This is a genomic window from Glutamicibacter protophormiae, from assembly GCF_014647495.1.
GTDB lineage: Bacteria > Actinomycetota > Actinomycetes > Actinomycetales > Micrococcaceae > Glutamicibacter > Glutamicibacter protophormiae.
Window position 1 is genome coordinate 88,279 of sequence record NZ_BMPH01000002.1, and the last position, 21,961, is coordinate 110,239.

Consider the following 21,961-nt stretch of genomic DNA (forward strand, 5'->3'; position numbering starts at 1 on the left):
TCTTGCACAAGACGTTTCAGCACCTCTTGCGCCGCGGCACCGTGGACGAAAACTAGAATCTAGTTATATTCTTGGTGGGAATAGGTGATGCTCGTCATATGTCAATCGCCGGGAGGGCAAGAACATGGCAATTTTTACGGAGAACATCGGCAAAGTCATTGTGGGCCAGGCGGTCTCTTGGGATCGTGATGCGGCGCTGCTCTACGCGCTGAGCATCGGCGCCGGACGCACCGACCCGACAGAGGGCATCGAATACACCACCGAGAACTCCTTTGGGATCCGCCAGAAGGTCTTCCCGACCTTCCCCGTGGTTCTCGGCGGCAGCGGTGGATCCATGGACCATCTGGGCGACTTCGCGCTGCACCAGATCCTGCATGGCGGCCAGTCGCTCACTTTGCACCGGGAGCTGAACCCGCAGGGGACCGTGACCCCGCGCAGTTACATGAGCGCGGTCTACGACCAGGGCAAGAATGCGATCATCGAGCTGACCACCGAGCTGGTGGATCCCGAGGGCGAACTTGTCGCCACGACCTTGATCTCCATGATCATCCGCGGCGAAACCGGTTATGGCCCGCGCCCGGACGGCGCCGGCGGCTGGAGCGACCCGGCCAGCGAGCCCGACGTCGTCTTCGAGCAAGCGACCAGCGTCGACCAGGCGCTGCTGTACCGCCTGAACGGCGACCGCAACCCGCTGCATTCGGACCCGGTGATGGCCAGCAAGGTCGGTTTCCCGCGCCCGGTGCTGCACGGCCTGTGCACCTACGGCATGGCGGCCCTCGCGCTGGTGCGCAATTCCCAGCTGCTGGCCGAACGCGGCCTGGGCTCGATCAACGCCCGTTTCGCCGCTCCCGTCTTCCCGGGGCAGGTGCTGGAAACCCGCATCTGGAACACCGCAGACGGCGCGCTGTTCCAGGTGCTCGCCGACGGGAAGATCGTGCTGGACCGCGGAGTCGCCACGGCCGCCGCCGTTGCGGAAGACGCCGCCGAGCTCCAGGACGCTGCCGCGAAGTAGCCGGCAGCCGATCGCACCATGCGCCGCACCCGGCCGCCTTTGAGGGCAAGCCGGGTGCGGCGAATTATTTTGCAAGCAAATGATGAATCAGTGACATTCCCCTGCACCGGTTATGATCGGGTTCAGAGTCCACAGCATAGGAATCATGAACGTGAAGACTGAGCAACGCACCATCAGGCAGGCCGGCGACAAGCAGAGCAGCCGCGAAAAAATCCTCGATGTCGCCACCGACCTGTTCGTCGAGCACGGCTATACGGGAACCCCGCTCAGTGCGATTGCCGCCCAGCTGGATTTCACCAAGGCCGCGCTGTACTACCACTTCAAGAGCAAGGCCGATATCCTCTCCGGGATCCTCTCGCCCCTGCTGGACACCATTGACGAGCTGCTGGAGCAGGCTCCCGAGCGTTTCCCGGACGCGCAGCAGCGCTGGGAATTCCTCTACAACTACTCCCAGGTCCTGCTCTCGCATTCACGGGCCGTCGAGGTGCTGGCGATCAACAGCAGCAATTCGTGGCTGCCGGACGAGATCAAGGAACGGATCGAGTACCACCGCCGCCGCACCATGGAACTGGCCATGCTGCCGGACATGAGCGATGAGGACCAGGTGAAAGCCATCGTGATCATGGACATGCTGCACCGCGAGATCGTCTTCACCGATGACCGCATGGTGGTCCCCGGGATGAAGCCCGAGCGCCGCCGTGAAATCGTCTATGACTTCATCCGCGAGGCCCTGGAGGCCACCGCTGCCGGTCGCTGAGCAATGGACCACGGCGCTTGGCCGAGCGCAAACGAAACTGCCGAACCGCTGGCCGGTGCGCGCGAACGAGTAGTCCAGGGCACCGCGCTTGACGGCCAGCGGGAGCCGCCGGAATGCGTACGCCCGAGGAGCAACACGGACCACCTTCCGAAAGCTCGAATCGACGGGTTTGTTACGAGGAGAACGCCGTCGATTGTTTTGGTTTCGGCAGTTTTCTGCCACCGATCTTCCCCCGGAAAAATTTCCGGGGGATTTTTCGTCCCGGTGGTCGGGACTGCGGCGCTCCGGCCCGTGCTCCCCGCAGGGCTGCGCGGGATATTTGCGCCGTGGGGCCGCTGAAAGATCGTCAATTCTTTGTTCCCGCGGCACCCCGGCGGCCATGGTTCGGGCCTGTCGGGAGAGCGGCACTTGCGGGCGCGGGATTCGTTCGGCGCTCGGGGGCGTATCCACGGCGCAGGGGCCGTATTTTCGCGTCTGAACTGCAATGGGAATCTAGTTTTTGTTTCATTGACGCCATTGCGCGGACCCTCCGGAAGCGCCGGATCGGAGGCCGCGCGGGATTCCGCGCCCATGGCCCAGTCGGGGGGCGCATGGAAAGAACTGCAATTCTTCTTCGCCAATCAGTGATTATCTGTGCGCGTGTTCCGTTCCGGGAAGAAATTTTTCCGCCGCTGCGGCGGGTCCGGGTAGCCGAAGAAGAGTCGCAAAACAAGGCGTTGACTACTTGCCGGCCGGTAAGTAATCTGAATCACACTCCACCGTTTCCAACGGTAAACGCCTAGTCAAAGACGAAAGGCAACGTAATGCATTTACGTTCTTCCTCGGAGATCCAGTCTCTCCGCGAGGAGCTTCGCTCCTATTTCGCAGCGCTTCTCACCGATGAGGTGCGCGCGGGTTTGAAGCAAGAAGGTGAGGCCGGCGGTCCGGTCCACTCCGCAGTGCAACGACAGATGGGCCAGGACGGATGGCTCGGCATCGGATGGCCCGTCGAGTACGGCGGCCAGGGCCGCGGCCCGGCCGCGCAGTTCGTCTTCTACGACGAGGCCTACCGCGCCGACGCACCCATCCCGATGATCACCATGACCACCGTGGGTCCGACCCTGATGAGCCACGGCAGCCAGGAACAGAAGGACTACTTCCTTCCCAAGATCCTCGCCGGCGAACTAGTCGTGTCCATCGGCTACACCGAAGCCGAGGCCGGCACCGACCTGGCCTCGCTGACCACCCGCGCGGTGCGCGACGGCGACGAGTACGTCATCAACGGCTCCAAGGTCTTCACCTCCGGCGGCGACGGCGCCGACTGGATCTGGCTGGCCGCCCGCACCGATCCGGATGCCCCGAAGCACAAGGGCATCTCGCTGATCCTGGTGCCGACCACCGACCCGGGCTTCTCCGCCACCCCGATCCACACCGTGGGCGGCTTCAGCACCACCGCCACCTACTACGACAACATCCGCGTGCCGGTCACCAATGTCGTGGGCAAGGAAAACGAGGGCTGGAAGCTGATCACCACCCAGCTGAACCATGAGCGTGTGGGCCTGGCGGCCTTCAGCGGCATCTGCGAAGGCCAGCTGGACGACGTGCGCGAATGGCTCAAGGACCAGGTCACCGCCGACGGCACCCCGCTGGCCGACGAGGCCTGGGTCCGCTCGCTGCTGGCCACCTCCACCGCCCGGCTGCGCGCCATGCGGTTGATGAACTGGAAGCTCGTGGAGACCACCGCCCAGGGATCGCTGGATCCGGGGTCGGCCTCAGCGGCCAAGGTCTTCGCCACCGAAACCGTGATCGACGTGTACCGCTCGCTGCTGGAGATCGTGGGCGGCAACGCCACCCGGATCTCGGACGCCCCGTGGAACTTCGACACCGGCCGCCTGGCGCTGATGAACCTGGGCGCCCAGATCAATACCTTCGGCGGGGGAGTCGCCGAAATCCAGCGCGAAATCGTCGCCTGGACCACCCTCGGCATGGCAAGGAGCGCACGTTGAGCACCGTGAGCATTAATAACACCATCGAGGCTCCAAGCATGGAGTTCTCCCTCGACGAGGAGCAGGCGGGCCTGACCGACCTGGCCGCGCAGATCTTCTCCTCGCTGAGCACCGACGAGCTGTACGCCGCCGGGGAAAAGGCCGGCGCCGCCTACGACGAAGCCCTCTGGGGCCAGGTCGTGGAATCGGGGCTGATCGACGCGCTGCTGCCGATGGACGAGGACGCGCCGGGGCTGGGCATGGCCGGGCTGGCGCTCGTAGCCCGCGAACAGGGCCGGACACTGGGCCGCATCCCGTTCATCACCACCGCCGTCGCCGCCCTGGCCATCGCCGAATTCGGCGGCCACGAGCAGCTGCTCGAAGGCATCTCCGCCGGCTCGGTGCGCATCGCCGCGCTGCAGCCGGAGGTCCGCCGCCGCGTCAACGGCACCGCCAACGGCTCCGGCTGGGCGCTGGACGGCGCCATCGAGCTGGGCTACCTGGTCCCTTCGGCCACCCACCTGATGGTGCAGTTCCACACCGAATCCGGCCAGCTGACCGCGCTCATCGAGGCGGACCGCGCAGGCATCGCGCTGGAGGAATACCGCGGCCTGTCGCGCCAGCAGCACGCCGAGCTGGGATTCAGCGGCGTCCAGGTCGCCGCGGCTGACCTGATCGGCGCGGACCAGCCGGCCGGCGCGGTCTCCGCCTGGATCCGTCCCCGCCTGCTCACCGCGGCCGCCGCGCTGATGTCCGGCGTGGGCGCCGAGGCGCTGCGCCGCACCGCCGCCTACACCAACGAGCGCAAGCAGTTCGGACGCGCCATCGCCACCAACCAGGGTGTGGCCCTGCGTGCGGCGGACGCGTTCATCGACACCGAGACCACCTGGCTGTCCACCATCGACGCCGCCTGGCAGCTGGACCACGACGGCGACGGGGCGGAAGCCGCGTTCGGCGCCTCCTGGCTGGCCCGCGAGGCCGGCTTCCGCGTGGTGCACACGACCCAGCATCTGCACGGCGGCATGGGCGCCGACCTGGACAACCACATCCACCGCTTCTTCGTGTGGATGCGCGAACTTGACGTACTCTGGGGCACCGCGGGCCAGGTCTCCGAAGAACTCGCAGCAGTCATCCTGGACGGAGACAAGGCATGAGCGCACCAGCCGTTGCGGGCAAGGCCCGCACCCACGCCGGACAGAGCGTGGCCGCCGTGCTGGCGATCCTGGTGGTCGCGGAGGTCGTCGCGGCCTTCGAAACCTCCATGGCGGTGCAGCTGCTGTACACGCCGGGCGAGTTCTTCACCTCCGACCTCTCCCAGCTGGTCTGGGTAGTCACCTCCTACTCGCTGGTCGCGGCACTGGCCACCAGCTTCGTCGGACGCCTGGGCGACCAGTTCGGCCGGCGCAAGATCCTGGTCTGGGTGCTGCTGCTCTCCGCCCTGGGCTCGGTCATCAGCGCCGTGGCCCCGAGCTTCGGCATCCTGGTTGCCGGCCGCGCCTTGCAGGGCGTGTCCGGCGCGGTGCTGCCGCTGGCCATCGGCATCGTCCGTTCCACCTTCCCCGAGCGCAAGATCGGCACCGGCATCGCGGTGGTCTCCACCTCCGCGCTGATCGCCGGCGCGGGCGGCATGCTCGGCGGCGGGCTTTTCCTCGACTACGCCACCTGGCACTGGATCTTCTGGACCGCCGCGATCTTCGCCTGCGTGGCCGCGCTGCTGGTGCACTTCGGCATTGCCCGCGAGCCGAAGGCCTCGCTGGCCTCCGCGGTGCACGTGGACTGGGTCGGCGGCCTGATGTTCGGCATCGGCATCGCCGGCGCCCTGTACGGCCTGACCCTGAGCAAGGGCCTGGGCTTCACCAGCCCGAAGGTGCTGCTCTTCCTGATCGGCGGACTGGTGCTGCTGGCGCTGTGGGTCCGCTGGGAGCTGCGCACCCGCGAGCCGATGATCGACGTGCGTATGTTCACCCAGCGCAAGTTCGCCCTGGGCATGCTGGCCACCGCGCTGATCGCTATCGGCCCGATCGGCACCACGAATATCCTCACCGTGACCCTGTACCGCAATCCGAACAGCATCCCGCTGGCGGACGGCAGCATCATGGAGCTGCCGGTGGGCCTGGGGCTGAGCGCCACCATGACCGGCCTGCTGGGATTCATCACCGCCGCCGCGGCCTTCGCGATCTCCCCGCTGATCGGCCGGATCTCCAGCCGCTTCGGGGCCCGCATGGGCCTGATGATCGGCTCGCTGCTGACCATCATCGGCCTGCTGGTCATCTGCATCGACCCGACCAGCATCGCGGTGGTCATCACCGGCATGGTCGTGGTGATCTTCGGAACCGGCTTCCTCTACTCGGGAATGCCGACCGTGATCGTCGAATGCGTGCTGCCCGAGCAGACCAGCACCGCCACGGGCGTCAATGCAGTGACCCGTACGGCCTTCCAGGCGGTTGCCGCCTCGGTCGTGGGCCTGTTGCTCGTGTTCTCGCCCGTTGCAGCAGGCGAGAACACGTTCGTCTCGATGACCGGCTTCCTGCTGGTCGTGGGCGTACTCATCGCCACCTGCCTGCTGACCATCGTCGTGGTCCTTTTCATTCCAGCGACGAAGCAGCCAGGCGCAGTCGGCGGCAAGCCACAGGTCTCCAACCTCACCCTTAAGGATTAGCAATGAACACCGTTCTCGAAACGAAACTTCAAACTACCAGAGATCTACTTGACCTGCGAGCCGAGGACCACCACCCCGGCCTGCTCTTCGAAGGGCGCATCTGGACCTGGGCGGAAGTCGTGGCAGAATGCAAGGTCCGCGCCCACCTGATGCTCTCGCTGCACGAAGAAGGCAAGCCCTTCCACGTGGGCGTGATGCTGGAAAACGACCCGGAGTACATCTTCGCCATCGGCGGCGCGGCCTACGCCGGCGCCACCGTGGTGGGCATCAACCTCACCCGCCGCGGCGAGGAGCTGGCCCGCGACATCGCGTACACCGACGTGGAGATCCTGCTGACCACCCGCGAGCTGGAAGGCTACTTCAACTCGGTGGACTCGGGGGTGCCGGCCGCGCAGACCCGCTACATCGAGACCGCGGAATACGCCCGCGAGCTGGACTCGCTGCGCCACCTGCCGCGCCCGGACGCCGAGGCCGCCGGGGACCCGAACACCACGCTGCTGCTGCTGTTCACCTCCGGCTCCACCGGGGATCCCAAAGCGGTCATCTGCACCACCGGTCGGCTGTACCGCACCGCGGAATTCCAGCACATGGGCCTGGGCCGCCAGGACGTCAGCTACAACTCCATGCCGCTGTTCCACGGCAACGGCATCTTCGCCTGCTGGGCCAACCCGCTGTACACCGGCGGCACCTTCGCCCTGGCCCGCAAGTTCTCCGCCTCCGGGTTCCTGCCGGATTTGATGCGCTACAAGGCCACCTACTTCAACTACGTGGGCCGTTCGCTGTCCTATGTGCTGGCCCAGCCGGAGAAGGCCGTCGAGGCCGACACCTACCTGCGCTCCTGCTTCGGCACCGAGGCCAGCGAGTTCGACCTGGCCGAGTTCCACCGCCGCTTCGGCGTGTGGCCGACCGAAAGCTACGGCGCCTCCGAGGGCGGGCTGACCCTGAAGCGCACCGACGACAGCCCGGCCGGCGCGCTGGGCACGGCCCCCGCCGGCATGGACGCCGCGGTGGTCAACCCGGACACCATGGAGCAGTGCCCGCCGGCGGTCTTCTCCGAGAACGGGCGCATCCTGAACGCGGACGAGGCCATCGGCGAGCTGGTGAACCTCACCGGCGCGGCCCTGTTCGAGGGCTACTACAAGAACCCCGAAGCAGTGGCCGAGCGCGTGCGCGGCACCGCGTTCCTCACCGGGGACCTGGCCTACCGCGACGAGGCGGGATACTTCTACTTCGCCGGGCGCACCTCGGACAGGCTGCGCGTGGACAGCGAGAACTTCTCCGCCGCCCCGGTGGAGCGCGTGCTCTCCCGCTACCCGGGCGTCACCCTGGCCGCCGTCTACCCGGTGCCGGACGCCCGCACCGGCGACCAGGTGATGGCCACGCTGCAGTTCGAGGACCCGGATTCCTTCGACCCGCAGGACTTCGCCGCCTTCCTGGAATCCCAGCCGGATTTGGGCACCAAGTGGGCCCCGCGCTTCCTGGCGGTGGTTTCCGATGTGCCGGTGACCGCCACCCAGAAGATCAACAAGCCCAGCCTGCGCCGCGAGGCCTGGCTGCTGAACGAGAACGTGTTCCACCGCCCCGGACGGGAGATCGCCTTCGAGGTGCTGGACGACAACGCCTTGGCGCACCTGGAGGCCCTGTTCGAGCAGAACGGGCGCGCCCACCTGCTGCCGCTGAAGCCAGCCGAAACCCCCATTAAGGAGACAGTATGAGCCAGGATCCCAATGTCCTGATCGGCGAGATGATCGCCGCCGGCAACGAGAGGATCAGCGTCGCCCGCGACGAGGTCAACCGGCCCATGATCCACCACCTGTGCGATGCGATGGAGGAAACCAACCCGATCTACCTGGATCCGGAAGCCGCCCGCGCCGCCGGGCACCCGGATGTCGTGGCCCCGCCCTCGGCGCTGCAGGTCTGGAACATGATCAACCCCTCCGACCCGGTGATCGAGTCCGACGTGGACCGCGCCTACGCCCACCTGGCCGACTGCGGCTACCCGAAGGTGGTGGCAGTGAACTGCGACCAGGAATACGACCGCTACCTGGTCCCCGGCGACCTGCTGACCGCCAGCGAGAAGGTCGAGTCCTTCGTCGGCCCGAAGCAGACGGGCCTGGGCGAGGGCTACTTCATCACCACCCTGACCACCTACACCGACCAGCAGGGCGAACGCGTGGGCACCATGCGCTTCCGCACCCTGTGGTACAACCCTGAAAAGAGGAACTCGTAATGAGCGAAACGCTGACCGAGACCCAGGCCACGGCCAAGAGCCAGGCCCTGCGTCCCCGCCCGGCCATCAACCTGGACAACGCCTTCTTCTTCGAGTCCCTGAACGAACGCGGCGAACTGAGCATCCAGAACTGCGACGACTGCAACGAACTGCGCCACCCGCCGGTGCCGATGTGCCCGGAATGCCACTCGCTGCACTGGTCCCCGAAGACCATGTCCGGCCGCGGCATCCTGCACAGCTACGTGGTCATGTACCACCCGATCGTCCCGCCGTTCGAGCCGGGCTATATCGTGGCAGTGGTGGAATTGGAGGAGGGTGCCCGCGTGGTCATGAACCTGGAGGGCGTCGCCCGCGAGGACGTGCAGATCGGCATGCCGCTGCACGTCACCGCCGAGCGCATGGACGCCGACCTGGTCCTCCCGGTGGCCCGTCCGGCAGGGGGCGCGGCATGAGCACCGTCGACACCGCCGCCCGCACCGGCATCGCCGCCGGGACCCAGCTGCCCGAGCTGCGCATCCCGATCACCGCGACGCTGATCGTCACCGGGGCCATCGCCACCCGCGACTTCCAGAAGGTCCACCACGACAAGGACGTCGCCCAGGCCGCCGGCACCCCGAACGTCTTCATGAACATCCTGACCACCAACGCGCTGGTCAACCGCTACGTGGGCGAATGGGCAGGCCCGGCCGCCCGCGTGGGCCGCATCAACATCCGCCTGGGCGCCACCAACTTCCCGGGCGACGAAATGGTCTTCACCGGCACCGTCGATTCCGTGGACGGCCAGAACGTCGTGGTGAAGGTCGTCGGCACCAACTCCCTGGGCCCGCACGTGACGGGCACCGTAGACCTCGTGATCCCATCGAAAGGGGAATCGGCATGAGCAACCTGCTGAACAAGGCAGTCATCGTAGGCATCGGCGCCACCGAGTTCTCCAAGAACTCCGGCCGCTCCGAGCTGCAGCTGGCCCAGGAGGCCTCGCTGGCCGCCTGCCGCGACGCCGGGGTGAACCCGCATGACGTGGACGGCATGGTCACCTACTCCATGGACACCAACCCGGCCATCGAGGTGGCCCGCGGCTTGGGCTGCAAGGAGCTGAACTTCTTCAGCCACGTGGACTACGGGGGAGGCGCCGCCGCCGGCACCATCCTGCACGCGGCGATGGCCGTGGCCACCGGCGTGGCCAAGACCGTGGTCTGCTACCGCGCCTTCAACGAGCGCTCCGGCGCCCGCTTCGGGCAGGCGATGAGCACCGCGGGCATGGCCCCGGACGCCCGCGCCGCCGCCTACGCCTGGACCCTGCCCTTCGGACTGATGACCCCTGCCTCCTGGGTCGGCATGTTCGCCCAGCGCTACATGCACCTGACCGGCGCCACGTCCGAGGACTTCGGCCGCGTGGCAGTGGCCGACCGCAAGCACGCTGCCACCAACCCGAAGGCCTGGTTCTACGAGAAGCCGATCACCCTGGAAGACCACCAGAACTCGCGCTGGATCGCCGATCCGCTGCACCTGCTGGACTGCTGCCAGGAGTCGGACGGCGGCCAGGCGTTCGTCATCACCACCCCGGAGCGCGCCAAGGACCTGCCGGGCAAGGCAGTGACCATCCGCGCCGCCGCCCAGGGCGCTGCCTACGACCAGCACACCATGGTCAGCTACTACCGCAAGGACGGCGACCGCGCGCTGCCGGAGATGGGCAACGTGGCCCGCCAGCTGTGGAACGACACCGGGCTGCGCCCGGAGGACATCGACACCGCGGTGCTCTACGACCACTTCACCCCGTTCGTGCTGGCCCAGCTGGAGGAATTCGGCTTCTGCGGCCGCGGCGAGGCGAAGGACTTCATCAAGAACGGCGCCATCGAGCTGGGCGGCCGCCTGCCGATCAACACCAACGGCGGCCAGCTGGGCGAGGCCTACATCCACGGCATGAACGGCATCGCCGAGGGTGTGCGCCAGCTGCGCGGCACCGCGGTGAACCAGGTGGCGAACGCGCGCAACGTGCTGGTCACCGCCGGCACCGGCGTCCCGACCAGCGCATTGATCCTGGGCAATGACTAGGCAGGTGGCCCTGCCGGACGGCGGGGCGAAGGTCCGCGAGGCCGGCGGGGAGCAGCTGCTGCAGGCCGCCGGCCAGGTGCGCGAGCTGCTGGACGCCATGGTCCGGCTGCCGGTGCGCACCGAGGCGGCCGCCGAGCTGACCCAGCGCCTGGACGGGGTGCTGGAACTGCTGCGCGGGGAGATCGTCGACGAGCGCGCGATGGTCGCGGATCCGTTCGGAGACCGTTCCGGCGACTACCTCGACCGCTCGCCGGTCTCCGGGGTGCTGAACCCGATGGCCCCTCCGGTGGTGCTGCGCATGGACGGGCAGAACGGCGTGCGCACCACCACCCGGCTGGGCCTGCCGTACCAGGGCCCTCCGGGCCGGGTGCACGGCGGGTGGGTGGCCACGCTGCTGGACCACCTGATGGGTTTCGCCGCCGGAACCGTGGACCAGTGGATCTTCACCCGGTCACTGACCGTGGACTACGACCACGCGGTTCCGCTGTTCGAAGAGCTGGAGCTGAGCGCCTGGGTCGAGGAAATCGACGGACGCAAGATCTGGGTCAGGGGCCGGATCGAGGCCGGCGGCCAGGTGGTCGCCCAGGCCCGCGGGCTGTGGCTGCCGCCGCGCCAGCGCCCGGCCCCGCAGGACTGACGCAAGGGACGGGGCGGGGCGCGGAAGCAGGGCACCCTCCTTCCGCGCCCCGCCCCTAGACAAAAACTAGAATCTAGTTATAGTATTTCAGAAACGTGACCCGCGCCACGCACAAGGGCATTGGCGCACGGGCAGAGCCCGCGGCCACACCGTGAACGCACCCCACCCGGCAGAGGAGCCGGACGGTGCGGAACCGAACCGAGAAAAGAGCAAACCATGAAGATTGCAGTGCTGATCAAGCAGGTGCCGGACACCGAAGAAGGCCGCCACCTCACCTCCGACGGACGCGCGGACCGCGACGCCAGCGACCGGGTGATCGACGAGATCACCGAGCGCGCGCTGGAAGCCGCGTTGAAGCAGAAGGACGCGGACAAGTCGGTGGAGATCACCGTGGTGACCATGGGCCCGGCCGCCGCCAACGAAGCGCTGCGCAAGGCACTGAGCATGGGCGCCGACAAGGCCGTGCACGTGCAGGACGACGCGCTGGCCGGATCCGACGCCCTGGCCACCGCCCGGGCGCTGGCCCAGGCGCTGTCCGGTCTCCAGGCCGATCTGATCGTGGCCGGCAACGAGTCCACGGACGGCCGCGGCGGCGTGGTCCCGGCGATGATCGCCGAACTGCTGAATCTTCCGTTCCTCGGCCCGCTGGGCACGCTGGAGGTCTCCGGCGGCATCGTGCGCGGCTCGCGCGCCGACGCCTCGGGCACCACCGCGCTGCGCGCGTCCACCCCGGCCGTCATCTCCGTGGCCGAGGCCATGGGCGAGGCCCGCTTCCCGAAGTTCAAGGGCATCCTGGCCGCCAAGCGCAAGCCGGTCGCCGTGCAGGGCGCCGCCGAGCTGGGCCTGGGCGCAGCTGACCACGCCGCGGGCAACCTGGTGCTGGCCTCCGCCGCCCGACCTGCCCGCACCGCGGGCGTGAAAATCATCGACGAGGGACAGGCCGCACAGGAACTTGCCGCCTACCTGGCCGCCGAGAAGCTGATCTAAGGAACGAACGACATGACGAACATCCTGGTACACATCGAACTGACCGAGCACGGCATCCCGACCGCCGGCGGCGCGCACCTGCTGGCCCTGGCCGCGCAGCTGGGCACCCCGGTGGCCGTCGCGGCCGCCGCAGACCCTGACCAGGCCGCCGCCGCCATCGGCGCGCAGGGCGCCGAACGGGTCTTCATCGGCGAAACCGCCCAGGCCGCCGCCCACCCGGCAGCCAGCGCCGTCGCGGCCCTGCAGGCGGCTATCGAGGCCCATGCCCCGGCCGCCGTGCTCGCTTCCAACAGCGCCGTGGGCCGCGAGGTCATCGGCCGGCTGTCGGCGCGCACCGGCAACCCGGTCGTGCTCGAAGCCGTGGAGCTGGAACAGCGCGAGGGCCGGATCATCGCCTCGCACTCGGTCTTCGGCGGCACCTACGTCACCGAATCCACCGCGGGCTCCGGCATCCCGCTGGTCACCGTGGCCTCCAGCGGCGCCGAGCCGCTGCCGGCCGCCGCCGCACAGCTGCAGTCAGCTGCCATCGAGGTGGCCGCCGCCGCCTCCGCCGAAATCGAATCCGTGACTCCGCTGGCCGCCGCATCCTCCCGCCCGGAGCTGCGCGCCGCCAAGATCGTGGTCTCCGGCGGCCGCGGCCTGGCCTCCAAGGAGAACTTCGCCCTGGTCGAGGCGCTGGCCGACTCGCTGGGTGCTGGCCTAGGCGCCTCGCGCGCCGCGGTGGACTCCGGCTACATCCCGCAGAGCCACCAGGTCGGGCAGACCGGCGTGAGCGTCTCACCGGACCTGTACCTGGCCGTGGGCATCTCCGGCGCCATCCAGCACCTGGCCGGCATGCAGACCGCCAAGCGCATCGTGGCCATCAACAAGGACGAGGACGCGCCGATCTTCGACATCGCCGACTTCGGCATCGTCGGGGACCTGTTCGAGATCCTCCCGCAGCTCACCGAGCTGCTGGGGGCCAAGCAGCCGGTCAACGCCGGCTAGATCAGGGGGTCGTTTCCATGTCGCTGACAACCAAGGACGGCGCCCGCGGCGCCGCCAAGACCGCGGCCAACCCGGCGCTGAAGAAGATCTGGATCACCGCCGGCGTGGTGGTTGTCCTGGCCCTGCTGGTGCTGGCCGCCCGCTGGTGGCGTGGAACCGCGGCGGGGGAGCAGTTCATCACCGCCTACCCGGGGCATTCGGACCTGCCGGAGCACGCGCCCACCGGCATCCCGGCCTGGCTGGGCTGGCAGCACTTCCTGAACGCGTTTTTCATGGTGCTGATCATCCGCTCCGGCTGGCTGATCCGCACCACCGCGCGGCCGAAGGCCTACTGGACCCGGAACAACACCGGGCTGTTCAAGACCAAAACCAAGCCGAAGAAGATCAGCCTGGAAATCTGGCTGCACCTGAGCCTGGACGTGCTGTGGATCGTGAACGGCGTGGTGTTCATGGTGCTGCTGTTCGCCACCGGGGCGTGGATGCGCATCGTGCCGACCAGCTGGGACATCGTTCCGAACGCGTTCAGCGCCGGCGTGCAGTACCTGTCGCTGGACTGGCCGAGCGAGAACGGCTGGCTGAACTACAACGCGCTGCAGGTCCTGGCCTACTTCGCGATCGTGTTCCTGGCCGCGCCGGTCTCCGCCATCACCGGGCTGCGCATGTCCCCGGCCTGGCCGGCCAAGCTGGACAAGGCGCTGCCCATGGAAGCGGCCCGCAAGGTGCACTTCCCGGCCATGCTGTTCTTCGTCGGGTTCTTGGTGATGCACGTGATGCTGGTGCTGCTCACCGGTGCACGGGCGAACCTGAACCACATGTTCGCCGCCCGCAGCGACGACGGCTGGATGGGTGTCATCCTGTTCGCCGTGGCCGTGGCCGCCACCGCCGGAGCCTGGTTCGCCTGCAAGCCGGTGGTCATCCGGGCGCTGGCCGGAATGTCGGGCAAGATCTCGAAATAGGACTTCGCTCAGGACGGAGAACTCGATAGCCGAAGCCGGCGCACCGCAGGATTACGCACCTGCGGTGCGCCGGCTTCGGCATGCCCGGCTCCGGTTCAGGGGCGCTGGGCGGGTGCCCGTGGTGCAATGGACTGGTGATGATAAGGCAGTTGGAATACTTCGTGGCGCTGGCCAGGGAACGGCATTTCGCGCGGGCCGCCCAGGAATGCCGCATTTCCCAGCCGGCGCTGTCCGAATCCATCCGGAAGCTGGAGGCCGGGCTCGGGGTGTCGCTGGTGCGCCGCGGCCACGCGTTCCAGGGGCTGACCCCGGAAGGCGAAGCGGTGCTGCGCTGGGCGCAGCGCCTGCTGGCGGACCGCGATGCGCTGGCCCAGGAAGTGGCGGCGCTGCAGGCCGGTCTGACCGGGACGCTGCGCCTGGGTGTGGTACCCGCCGCCTCCTCCACGGTGGCGCGACTGTCCGATGCCTTCGCCCGCGCCAACCCGAAGGCCGGCGTCCAGATCCAGGGCAGCCTGCGCTCCACGGACATCATTGCCCGGGTGCGCTCCTTCGAGCTCGATGCCGGGCTGGTCTACGCGGACCCTGCGGAGCTGGGCGGGCTGCTCGCGGTGCCGCTATATCGCGAGGAACATGTGCTCGTCACCAAGGAGGGCATGTTCGAGGGCGCCGGGCAGCCGACCGCGGTGGACGAGGTGCTCTCGCTGCCGCTGTGCCTGCTGGATTCGTCCATGCGCGGCCGCCAGCTGCTGGACGATGTCCTGGCCTCCCACGGGCGCACCGCCGAGCCGCGCATCGAATGCGACTCCATGACCACGCTGCTGGCCCAGGTCGCCACCGGCCGGTGGGCGAGCGTGGTTCCGGCGCAGTGGCTCGCGCCCTTGGGCGAGCTGGCCGGACTGGTCCAAACACCATTGGTCAACCCGGTGATCACCAGCCAGATCAGCCTGGTGATCACCGAGCACCAGCCGCTGCCGCTGATGTTACGCGCATTACTCTCTGCGACAGGGGACGTCTATCCCTCCGTCACAAAGGACTTTGACTTGGTTTGATAGGTTTCTTCGATTGAACCATCAGAAATAATTCTTGGACATGATCAAGGCATTGATGCAACTCTGAACAGGCAGACCCGTTCCTTGCCGCAGGAAGCTGCGCGATGCCACAGGAGCGATCATGAGCAACCATCCACAGATGCCAACCGAGCAGGCGGGCACCCCGAAGGCCGATCTTCCCGCCCTGCCGCCGGCCGTCGCCGTCTGGCGGCGCCTCGTGCTGTCCCACAGTCCCGAGATCCGGCCCGCCCTGCGCGTCGGCTTCGGCCTGGCGATCCCCGGTGCCGCGTTGATCCTCCTGGGGCACGTGGATCTCATGGTGTACGCAGTTTTCGGGTCGGTGGTCGGGATGTACGGCCGCAGCCCGCACCGAATGCAGCGGCTCAAGGACCAGGTGCTCGCCGGCGCCATGATGCTGTGCGCCGGGGTCAGCGGCATCGTCATCGCCCCCTGGGGCCCTGAAGGGTGGGCGCTGCTCGCCGGTGGCATCTTCTGGGCCTGCGCCAGCTCGCTGACCGCAGACCGCTACGGGCTGAAACCGGGTGGCTCGTTCTTCCCGGTATTCGCCTTCGGCGCGCTGGCCTGCCTGCCCGTCGGGCAGTCGCCGTCCACGGCGGGACTGGCGGCCTTCGTGCTGACCGCGCTGTTCTGCATCGTTTTGGGGCAGACCGCACGCTTCGGCACCGCAACCCGGGGGTTTCCCGGGCACGACCCGGTCAGCTGGCCCGACGCGCTGCGCCGCGCCGCCTGCTACGCCAGCGTGGTGCTGCTGGCCGGGGCGCTGGCCATCGGGTTGCAGCTGGAGCACCTGCAATGGGTCATGGCCGGCTCCGTCGTTCCGCTTGCGGCGGGCAACGCCCGCGGCAGGCTGAGCAGGGGAGCGCACCGCGTGGCCGGCACCGTCGCGGGGCTGGTCGTGCTGTTGGGCATCTACTACCTGCAGCTGCCTGAACTGGCGTTGGGCCTGGTGATCATCGCGCTGATGTTCCCCACCGAGGGCTACATGACGCGCAACTACGGGCTGGCACTGAGCTTCTTCACCCCGCTGATCATGCTGATGCTGGAGCTCGCCGACCCGAGCGTGAACGCGGACGTGCTCTGGGAACGGGCCGCGGGAAACCTCCTGGGGGTGCTGGCCGGCATCCTCGGCGCGCTGCTCTTCGACCGAAGACCTCGCTGACGATACCCGGAATTCGGCGTGGACGTAGCATCATTAACTACGTCAGGCGTTGAATCGGAAATCTCGCTCGCACCGGGAACGGCTTTGCGCAGGACAACAGTCAAGCCCCGCGCCTCTTGGAAGAATCCACTGCCGTGAAAACACCTTTAAGTTCAACTCGACGTTTCGCCGTTTCAACCGCCGGCGTGCTGCTGGCCGGTTCGCTGGCCATCGGAAGCCTGGCCCCTGCCGTCGCTGCGCAGGCGCTTCCGTCCGCTGCGTTGGCCGCGTCCGCCGCGGTACCGGGAACCCTGGCGCCGGCCGCCGCCAAGCGGGTCACGCAGGTCAAGACCACCAGCAACCTGAACATGCGTTCCGGTTCCAGCACCAAGTCCCGCGTCATCCTGACCATCCCGAAAAACAAGACCGTACCGGTCAAATCCCAGGCTTCCAACGGCTGGTACCAGGTCACGTACAACAAGAAGACCGGGTGGATTTCCAACAAATACACCAAGGTCGCCAAGACCGCCACCACAGGGGGCGCCTCGAACAGCGCGAAAAGCGTGAAACTGTGGGTCACCCCGAAGTCGACGATGAACATCCGCAAGGGTGCCGGAACCGGGCACGCAGTTGTTGGGAAGATCAACAAGGGACAGCCTGCCTACGCCACGTCCAAGGCCGCCAACGGCTGGTACAAGATCTCCACGCAAGGCAAGACCGGGTGGGTCTCCGGTGCCTACGTCACCACCTGCTCCAAGGGCTGCGCCATCGACGCGGGCCCGTACACGACCAACCGCGCCGGCCTGTCCGACCGCTACTTCACCAAGTCCGCCAGCGCCGACCTGCATGCTTCGGTCAACGGCAAGAAGCGTATCGGCGACATTCCGCGGAACTCGATCGTCTATCGGGACGCCGCGTGGGAAAAGAAGGCCGGCCCGGTTGCCGGCTGGTACTACGTCCGCACCCAGGGGGCGGACGGCTGGATGAAGGCTTCGGCATTGAAGCGCAGCACCAGCGCCAAGACCAGCAACACGTCCAAGACCACCCGCAGCAAGGTGCAGAAGCAGGCCAACGGGAAGCTGCCCGAGTCGATGCTGGTGGCCCTGAGCTGGGACAAGGAAAAGACGCTCATCGCCGCGCCGGCCGCGGCGGACCTGGGCCGGTTGAACGCGGCCTTCAGGAAGAAGTTCGGGAAGAACCTGGAGATCGATCTGGCCTACCGGACCCTGGACACGCAGAAATTCCTCTACCAGGAGCTCGGCTCCTATATCGCGGCCAAGCCGGGGACCTCGAACCACGGCTGGGGCCTGGCGATCGACGTGCCCGAGAGCTACAACTACTCGTTCAAGGGCAAGTACTACAAATGGCTGAAGGCGAACTCGAAAAAATACAACTGGATCCATCGGAAAAACCTGGAAGAATTCCGCGCTGACGGAAGCCGAAACCCCTACGCCGAAGCATGGCACTTCGAATATGTCGGCAAATAATTCCCATGTCATGAACCGCAATGAAACATTCGTCCAAATGAATGTCAGATATCTTTTCATTCGAGAGTTCTCCCAGTAGCCTTGGGGCACGGCTCATACTGTCGTGCAACTCGCTTCATCTTTTGAGAAACGGAACAAGACATGTCAGATACGTCTGCGCCGAGTACCGGCGCCAAGATTACCGCCGAATTCCTGGGGACTTTCGTTCTCGTCTTCGGCGGCTGTGGCTCGGCGATTTTCGCGGCCAAGGTGATTTCCGATGGAACGGTCAACATGGGCATCGGCTTCCTGGGCGTAGCCCTCGCCTTCGGCCTGACCGTGCTGGTGATGGCGTACGCCGTGGGCCACATCTCCGGCGGACACTTCAACCCGGCCGTCACCGTGGGCACCGCGGTTGCGGGCCGCACGGCTTGGAAAGACGTTCCGACCTACATCATCACCCAGATTGTCGCGGCTTCGGCCGCCGGTGCGGTGCTGTATTGGATCGCCAGCGGCAAGGACGGATTCAACGCCGTTGAATCCGGCTTTGCCAGCAACGGCTACGGCGAGCGTTCCCCGGACGGATACTCGATGGCCGCCGCGCTGGTCGCCGAGATCGTGCTGACCGCCATCTTCCTGTACGTGATCCTGGGGTCCACCGACCGCCGCGCTCCGAAGGGCTTCGCACCGCTGGCCATCGGCCTCTCGCTGACCCTGATCCACCTGGTGGCCATCCCGATCACCAACACCTCGGTCAACCCGGCCCGCTCGCTGGGCGTGGCATGGTTCGCCGGAGGCGAGGCGCTGGGCCAGGTCTGGCTGTTCCTCGTGGCTCCGGTCATCGGCGCCATCATCGCCGGCGCCACCTACAAGCTGCTTGAGCCTTCGGTGAAGGCCGCAACCCGCGAGGGCTACGACCCGAAGTAGGCCGGCAGACCCGCAGGCGGTTCGACAGGGCCTTGGAATGTTCCACGATAGTGGAACATTCCAAGGCCCTTTGCCTTGTCCGCTTCAGGGCGCAAACACTGCGGATCCCCAGCGCCGCCAGATAGGCTAAGCAGTATGCACCAGCTGCCTGAGTACCCGAGCTATCCTGTTGTTCCACGACGCAGACAGCGTGTTTTCGACGCCGGACGGTTCACCCGCGGCGATCTGTTCACCGTTTTGGCCTACATCGTGTTCTTCGTGCTCGGCGGAGCCGGGCTCATCGGGTTGATCCCGGGCTACGTCGGTGCCTTCGAGACCGAGCAGCAAGCGCTCTTCGGCATCAACCTGATCCTCTACGTTTCATTCTTCGTGCTGGCGATGATCCAGTGCGGGCCGCAGTTCTTCGACTCGTTCAAAACCATGAGGTACTACCCCTGGGCCAAATGGCTGATGCTGCCCGGCGGGTGGCTCGTCACCATCATCTCCACCGCAGTGATCTCGATGCTTGTCGGGCAGGTGGCCACGAGCGAAAACCAGGCCATGCTCGAAGAGATGTCCAACGCGGTGCCGCTGCCGGTCATGCTGGCGGTGACGGCCCTCTTCGGGCCCTTCGTGGAGGAATATCTCTTCAGGCACCTGCTGATCGGCAAGCTCTCGCGCAAGCTCAACGTCTGGGTGTGCGCGGCCATCTCCGTGCTGGCCTTCGCCAGCATCCACTTCATCGGCTCCGGCATCGGGAACTGGACCGAAATCCTTCCCTATCTCATGCTGGGCGTGATGATGTCCGTGGCCTACATCCTCTCCGGAAAATCGATGGCCTACGCCTACATGCTCCACGTCATCAACAACGCCATCGCGCTGCTGATGGTTTACCTGGTCTACCCCCTGCTGCCACAGGGGATCTAGCTTTTGGTTTTCAGCGGCCACGAACCGGGCACCCCGGCCGATCGGGGGATGCTGCTGGCGCTCTTCGCCGGCGGCGTCGCCACCTTCTCCCAGCTGTACGCGGTGCAGGGGCTGCTTCCGGCCATCGCCGGATACTTCGAGGTGTCCTCCTCGGATGCGGCGCTGACCGTTTCGGCCGCGACCCTGGGCCTCGCGCTGGCCGTCACGCCCTGGGCGATCATTTCCGACGGGATCGGCCGGCGCAAGGTCATTGCCATCGCGCTGGTCGTCTCGGTGGTCCTGGGACTGCTCAGCTCCGCGGCGCCGAGCTTCGAATGGCTGGTCGCCATCCGCTTCCTCGAAGGCCTCGCGCTGGCCGGGGTGCCCGGCAGCGCCTTGGCCTACCTTGTCGACGAGGTGAGTGCGACCACGGTGGCGATGGCCAGCGGCACCTATATCTCCGGCACCACGCTCGGCGGGCTGGCCGGGCGCCTGTTGGCCGGCTTCGTGGGCGAACACGCCGGCTGGCGGTGGGGCGTCGCGGCGGTCAGCCTCATGGCGGCACTGGCAACCCTGTTTTTCCTCGCCAAGGCCCCCGCGGCGCAGGGCTTCACGCCGATCCGCAACCAGAACCTGCGTTCCATCGGTGCCAAGTTCGGACAAGCGCTGCGCGGGAGGATGCTGCTGGTCTACGCGCAGGGTTTCCTGCTCATGGGCGGCTTCGTCGCCGTGTACAACTACCTGGCCTTCCGGTTGGAAGCACCGCCGTTCCTGATCCCGACCTCGTTGGCCGCACTGGTTTTCCTGGCCTATCTCTCAGGCACCTACACCTCGGTCGCCAGCGGGAAGCTCGTTCTCAGATTCGGCCGGAAAAACACCTTGCTGGGCAGCACGCTTACCAGCACGCTCGGGCTGGCCATCACGCTGAGCGAAAACCTGCTCCTGATCATCGCCGGGCTTCTGATCTTCACAGCGGGCTTCTTCGCCGCCCACGCGGTAGCCAGCGGATGGGTTCCGGTCTTGGCCTCGCAGGCCCGCGCGCAAGCCGCCAGCTTGTACAACCTCTTCTACTACATCGGCTCCTCGCTGCTGGGGTGGCTGATCGGCATCCCGTTCATGGGCTACGGCTGGCCGGTGGTGGTGCTGTGCGTCGGCGGCCTGCAGGTGGCAGCAATGCTCTTGGCGTGGTTCCTGAGACCAGCGAAAATCAGCTGACCAGCAGTAAAGCATTATATTCCGAACAGGGAATATTGAATTTCCGTCCTCGGTTCAGGTCAGGTGGTCCAAGTCCCCGGAGACCCAGCGGGCATAGCGTTCGGCTGAAAACTGGACGATCCGGTGGGCATCGCCGGGCACCACGCTGGCGAAATTGTTGTAGAGCCGGTCGAATTCCAGTGCGCCGACCCGGGCGGCCATGCGACGCACCACCGCGGCGGAGAGCGGGATTCGATTGGGATAGCTGCGCAGGAACGTCACGTTGCCGTCGGCTACGGGGAAGATTGCATCTCCAGCCAGCAGCACGCCTCGGCCTTCGGCTCCGGCCGTCCACAGGGCCACGGTGCTTCCGGGGAAGTGTCCGCCGACCTGGTGCAGCCAGACGCCCGGAAGCACCTCGAAAGACTCGTCCCATTCGATCACCGCAGCCGAGGAATACTGGACCCACGAGGCGTCCTTGCGGGCCACGTAGATCGGCGGGCCGCCCAGGGCCCGGCTGTACTGCTGCTGCACCCCGTACATGTGCGGGTGGCTGGCAACAATGGCGCGCAGCGGGCCGTGCTCCCGGATCCGCCGGACCGCCTCGTCCGTGATGATGCCCGGGATATCGAACAGCAGCGATCCGGCGTCGGTCTCAAGCAGCAGGCCGCTCTGCCCGATGCCCACACCCGGCGCGGTCAACGCGGTCAGGCCCGGTTCCAGGGTGGCGAATTCCAGTTCGCGGCCCGCCGCGACGAGCTGCTCGGTGCTCACCCAGCGCTGGGTTCCGCCGGGGACGTACTGGCGTTCGTCCATGCAGATGGGGCAATCCCCGCACGGGGCGGGGCCGGGCGGGTACTCGACGGCGCATCCGGCGCATTGCCAATGCGCCGCGGAACCCATCGAAGCAGCGGGAGCTGGACTGTCGCCGATCACCGTGGAGCCTTTCGCAAGGGAGCAGTGTGTTTCCTGCTCCCCAGTATGCCCAGCGGTGCGCGGCGGCGGAAGAGCATCGCCGCAGCCTTCCCGCAGGCCGCAGG

The 21,961-nt window shown here is 67.0% G+C and carries 21 protein-coding genes; 20 read left to right on the forward strand and 1 reads right to left on the reverse strand.

Annotation, left to right across the window (positions count from 1 at the left end):
* Positions 1-124 precede the first annotated feature (124 nt).
* The 20 genes from IEY43_RS02780 (at position 125) to IEY43_RS02875 (ending at position 20,942) form a co-directional block, all read left to right on the forward strand.
* Entirely contained in the window at positions 125-1,012 is an 888-nt protein-coding gene (locus tag IEY43_RS02780) for a MaoC family dehydratase (RefSeq protein WP_188947052.1), read from the forward strand.
* 145 nt (positions 1,013-1,157) lie between these two features.
* Positions 1,158-1,769, forward strand: a complete 612-nt coding sequence (locus IEY43_RS02785) for a TetR/AcrR family transcriptional regulator (RefSeq protein WP_188947053.1) — start codon at positions 1,158-1,160, stop codon at positions 1,767-1,769.
* An 803-nt stretch (positions 1,770-2,572) separates the two neighbouring features.
* Positions 2,573-3,754 (forward strand): acyl-CoA dehydrogenase family protein, encoded by a 1,182-nt coding sequence (locus tag IEY43_RS02790; RefSeq protein WP_188947054.1) that lies wholly within the window; start codon positions 2,573-2,575, stop codon positions 3,752-3,754.
* Between the two features lie 5 nt (positions 3,755-3,759).
* Positions 3,760-4,887: an acyl-CoA dehydrogenase family protein gene (locus tag IEY43_RS02795; protein ID WP_229777268.1), complete on the forward strand. Its 1,128-nt coding sequence runs from the start codon at positions 3,760-3,762 to the stop codon at positions 4,885-4,887.
* Positions 4,884-6,392 carry an MFS transporter gene (locus IEY43_RS02800; protein WP_188947056.1) on the forward strand — a complete coding sequence of 503 codons (1,509 nt, stop codon included), beginning with the start codon at positions 4,884-4,886 and terminating at the stop codon, positions 6,390-6,392. Before IEY43_RS02795 ends, IEY43_RS02800 begins: the two co-directional genes overlap by 4 nt.
* 2 nt (positions 6,393-6,394) lie before the next feature.
* Entirely contained in the window at positions 6,395-8,107 is a 1,713-nt protein-coding gene (locus IEY43_RS02805; RefSeq protein ID WP_188947057.1) for an AMP-binding protein, read from the forward strand.
* On the forward strand, positions 8,104-8,622 hold the full coding sequence (locus IEY43_RS02810; RefSeq protein WP_188947058.1) for an FAS1-like dehydratase domain-containing protein: 519 nt from the start codon (positions 8,104-8,106) through the stop codon (positions 8,620-8,622). Before IEY43_RS02805 ends, IEY43_RS02810 begins: the two co-directional genes overlap by 4 nt.
* Positions 8,622-9,074, forward strand: a complete 453-nt coding sequence (locus tag IEY43_RS02815) for a Zn-ribbon domain-containing OB-fold protein (protein WP_188947059.1) — start codon at positions 8,622-8,624, stop codon at positions 9,072-9,074. Before IEY43_RS02810 ends, IEY43_RS02815 begins: the two co-directional genes overlap by 1 nt.
* Positions 9,071-9,502 carry a MaoC/PaaZ C-terminal domain-containing protein gene (locus tag IEY43_RS02820; protein ID WP_188947060.1) on the forward strand — a complete coding sequence of 144 codons (432 nt, stop codon included), beginning with the start codon at positions 9,071-9,073 and terminating at the stop codon, positions 9,500-9,502. The genes IEY43_RS02815 and IEY43_RS02820 overlap by 4 nt, the downstream gene beginning before the upstream one ends.
* Complete coding sequence (locus IEY43_RS02825) at positions 9,499-10,674, forward strand: lipid-transfer protein (RefSeq protein ID WP_188947061.1); 1,176 nt, start codon at positions 9,499-9,501, stop codon at positions 10,672-10,674. The genes IEY43_RS02820 and IEY43_RS02825 overlap by 4 nt, the downstream gene beginning before the upstream one ends.
* On the forward strand, positions 10,667-11,311 hold the full coding sequence (locus tag IEY43_RS02830; protein WP_188947062.1) for a PaaI family thioesterase: 645 nt from the start codon (positions 10,667-10,669) through the stop codon (positions 11,309-11,311). Before IEY43_RS02825 ends, IEY43_RS02830 begins: the two co-directional genes overlap by 8 nt.
* 216 nt (positions 11,312-11,527) lie before the next feature.
* Positions 11,528-12,298 carry an electron transfer flavoprotein subunit beta/FixA family protein gene (locus tag IEY43_RS02835; RefSeq protein WP_188947063.1) on the forward strand — a complete coding sequence of 257 codons (771 nt, stop codon included), beginning with the start codon at positions 11,528-11,530 and terminating at the stop codon, positions 12,296-12,298.
* A 12-nt stretch (positions 12,299-12,310) separates the two neighbouring features.
* Positions 12,311-13,285, forward strand: coding sequence for an electron transfer flavoprotein subunit alpha/FixB family protein (locus tag IEY43_RS02840; RefSeq protein WP_188947064.1), 975 nt, complete (start codon positions 12,311-12,313; stop codon positions 13,283-13,285).
* A 17-nt stretch (positions 13,286-13,302) separates the two neighbouring features.
* Positions 13,303-14,241 carry a cytochrome b/b6 domain-containing protein gene (locus tag IEY43_RS02845; RefSeq protein ID WP_188947065.1) on the forward strand — a complete coding sequence of 313 codons (939 nt, stop codon included), beginning with the start codon at positions 13,303-13,305 and terminating at the stop codon, positions 14,239-14,241.
* A 137-nt stretch (positions 14,242-14,378) separates the two neighbouring features.
* Positions 14,379-15,290, forward strand: coding sequence for a LysR family transcriptional regulator (locus IEY43_RS02850; protein WP_204675793.1), 912 nt, complete (start codon positions 14,379-14,381; stop codon positions 15,288-15,290).
* 121 nt (positions 15,291-15,411) lie between these two features.
* Positions 15,412-16,470 (forward strand): FUSC family protein, encoded by a 1,059-nt coding sequence (locus IEY43_RS02855; protein ID WP_188947067.1) that lies wholly within the window; start codon positions 15,412-15,414, stop codon positions 16,468-16,470.
* Between the two features lie 134 nt (positions 16,471-16,604).
* Positions 16,605-17,936, forward strand: coding sequence for an SH3 domain-containing protein (locus tag IEY43_RS02860; RefSeq protein WP_188947068.1), 1,332 nt, complete (start codon positions 16,605-16,607; stop codon positions 17,934-17,936).
* Positions 17,937-18,077: 141 nt separating this feature from the next.
* Positions 18,078-18,842 carry an aquaporin Z gene (aqpZ, locus tag IEY43_RS02865; RefSeq protein ID WP_188947069.1) on the forward strand — a complete coding sequence of 255 codons (765 nt, stop codon included), beginning with the start codon at positions 18,078-18,080 and terminating at the stop codon, positions 18,840-18,842.
* A 135-nt stretch (positions 18,843-18,977) separates the two neighbouring features.
* Entirely contained in the window at positions 18,978-19,748 is a 771-nt protein-coding gene (locus IEY43_RS02870) for a CPBP family intramembrane glutamic endopeptidase (protein ID WP_188947070.1), read from the forward strand.
* Between the two features lie 3 nt (positions 19,749-19,751).
* Positions 19,752-20,942 (forward strand): MFS transporter, encoded by a 1,191-nt coding sequence (locus IEY43_RS02875; protein ID WP_188947072.1) that lies wholly within the window; start codon positions 19,752-19,754, stop codon positions 20,940-20,942.
* A 54-nt stretch (positions 20,943-20,996) separates the two neighbouring features.
* On the opposite strand, the gene IEY43_RS02880 is transcribed toward IEY43_RS02875, so the two are convergent.
* Positions 20,997-21,737 carry an MBL fold metallo-hydrolase gene (locus IEY43_RS02880; RefSeq protein ID WP_229777242.1) on the reverse strand — a complete coding sequence of 247 codons (741 nt, stop codon included), beginning with the start codon at positions 21,735-21,737 and terminating at the stop codon, positions 20,997-20,999.
* Positions 21,738-21,961: the final 224 nt, after the last annotated feature.

What these genes read in the sequence shown, in the direction of transcription:
- IEY43_RS02780 (WP_188947052.1), top strand. Translation starts at nt 125, where the DNA reads ATGGCAATTTTTACGGAGAACATCGGCAAAGTCATTGTGGGCCAGGCG.
- IEY43_RS02785 (WP_188947053.1), top strand. Translation starts at nt 1,158, where the DNA reads ATGAACGTGAAGACTGAGCAACGCACCATCAGGCAGGCCGGCGACAAG.
- IEY43_RS02790 (WP_188947054.1), top strand. Translation starts at nt 2,573, where the DNA reads ATGCATTTACGTTCTTCCTCGGAGATCCAGTCTCTCCGCGAGGAGCTT.
- IEY43_RS02800 (WP_188947056.1), top strand. Translation starts at nt 4,884, where the DNA reads ATGAGCGCACCAGCCGTTGCGGGCAAGGCCCGCACCCACGCCGGACAG.
- IEY43_RS02805 (WP_188947057.1), top strand. Translation starts at nt 6,395, where the DNA reads ATGAACACCGTTCTCGAAACGAAACTTCAAACTACCAGAGATCTACTT.
- IEY43_RS02810 (WP_188947058.1), top strand. Translation starts at nt 8,104, where the DNA reads ATGAGCCAGGATCCCAATGTCCTGATCGGCGAGATGATCGCCGCCGGC.
- IEY43_RS02815 (WP_188947059.1), top strand. Translation starts at nt 8,622, where the DNA reads ATGAGCGAAACGCTGACCGAGACCCAGGCCACGGCCAAGAGCCAGGCC.
- IEY43_RS02820 (WP_188947060.1), top strand. Translation starts at nt 9,071, where the DNA reads ATGAGCACCGTCGACACCGCCGCCCGCACCGGCATCGCCGCCGGGACC.
- IEY43_RS02825 (WP_188947061.1), top strand. Translation starts at nt 9,499, where the DNA reads ATGAGCAACCTGCTGAACAAGGCAGTCATCGTAGGCATCGGCGCCACC.
- IEY43_RS02830 (WP_188947062.1), top strand. Translation starts at nt 10,667, where the DNA reads ATGACTAGGCAGGTGGCCCTGCCGGACGGCGGGGCGAAGGTCCGCGAG.
- IEY43_RS02835 (WP_188947063.1), top strand. Translation starts at nt 11,528, where the DNA reads ATGAAGATTGCAGTGCTGATCAAGCAGGTGCCGGACACCGAAGAAGGC.
- IEY43_RS02840 (WP_188947064.1), top strand. Translation starts at nt 12,311, where the DNA reads ATGACGAACATCCTGGTACACATCGAACTGACCGAGCACGGCATCCCG.
- IEY43_RS02845 (WP_188947065.1), top strand. Translation starts at nt 13,303, where the DNA reads ATGTCGCTGACAACCAAGGACGGCGCCCGCGGCGCCGCCAAGACCGCG.
- IEY43_RS02850 (WP_204675793.1), top strand. Translation starts at nt 14,379, where the DNA reads ATGATAAGGCAGTTGGAATACTTCGTGGCGCTGGCCAGGGAACGGCAT.
- IEY43_RS02855 (WP_188947067.1), top strand. Translation starts at nt 15,412, where the DNA reads ATGAGCAACCATCCACAGATGCCAACCGAGCAGGCGGGCACCCCGAAG.
- aqpZ (WP_188947069.1), top strand. Translation starts at nt 18,078, where the DNA reads ATGTCAGATACGTCTGCGCCGAGTACCGGCGCCAAGATTACCGCCGAA.
- IEY43_RS02870 (WP_188947070.1), top strand. Translation starts at nt 18,978, where the DNA reads ATGCACCAGCTGCCTGAGTACCCGAGCTATCCTGTTGTTCCACGACGC.
- IEY43_RS02880 (WP_229777242.1), bottom strand. Translation starts at nt 21,737, where the DNA reads ATGGACGAACGCCAGTACGTCCCCGGCGGAACCCAGCGCTGGGTGAGC.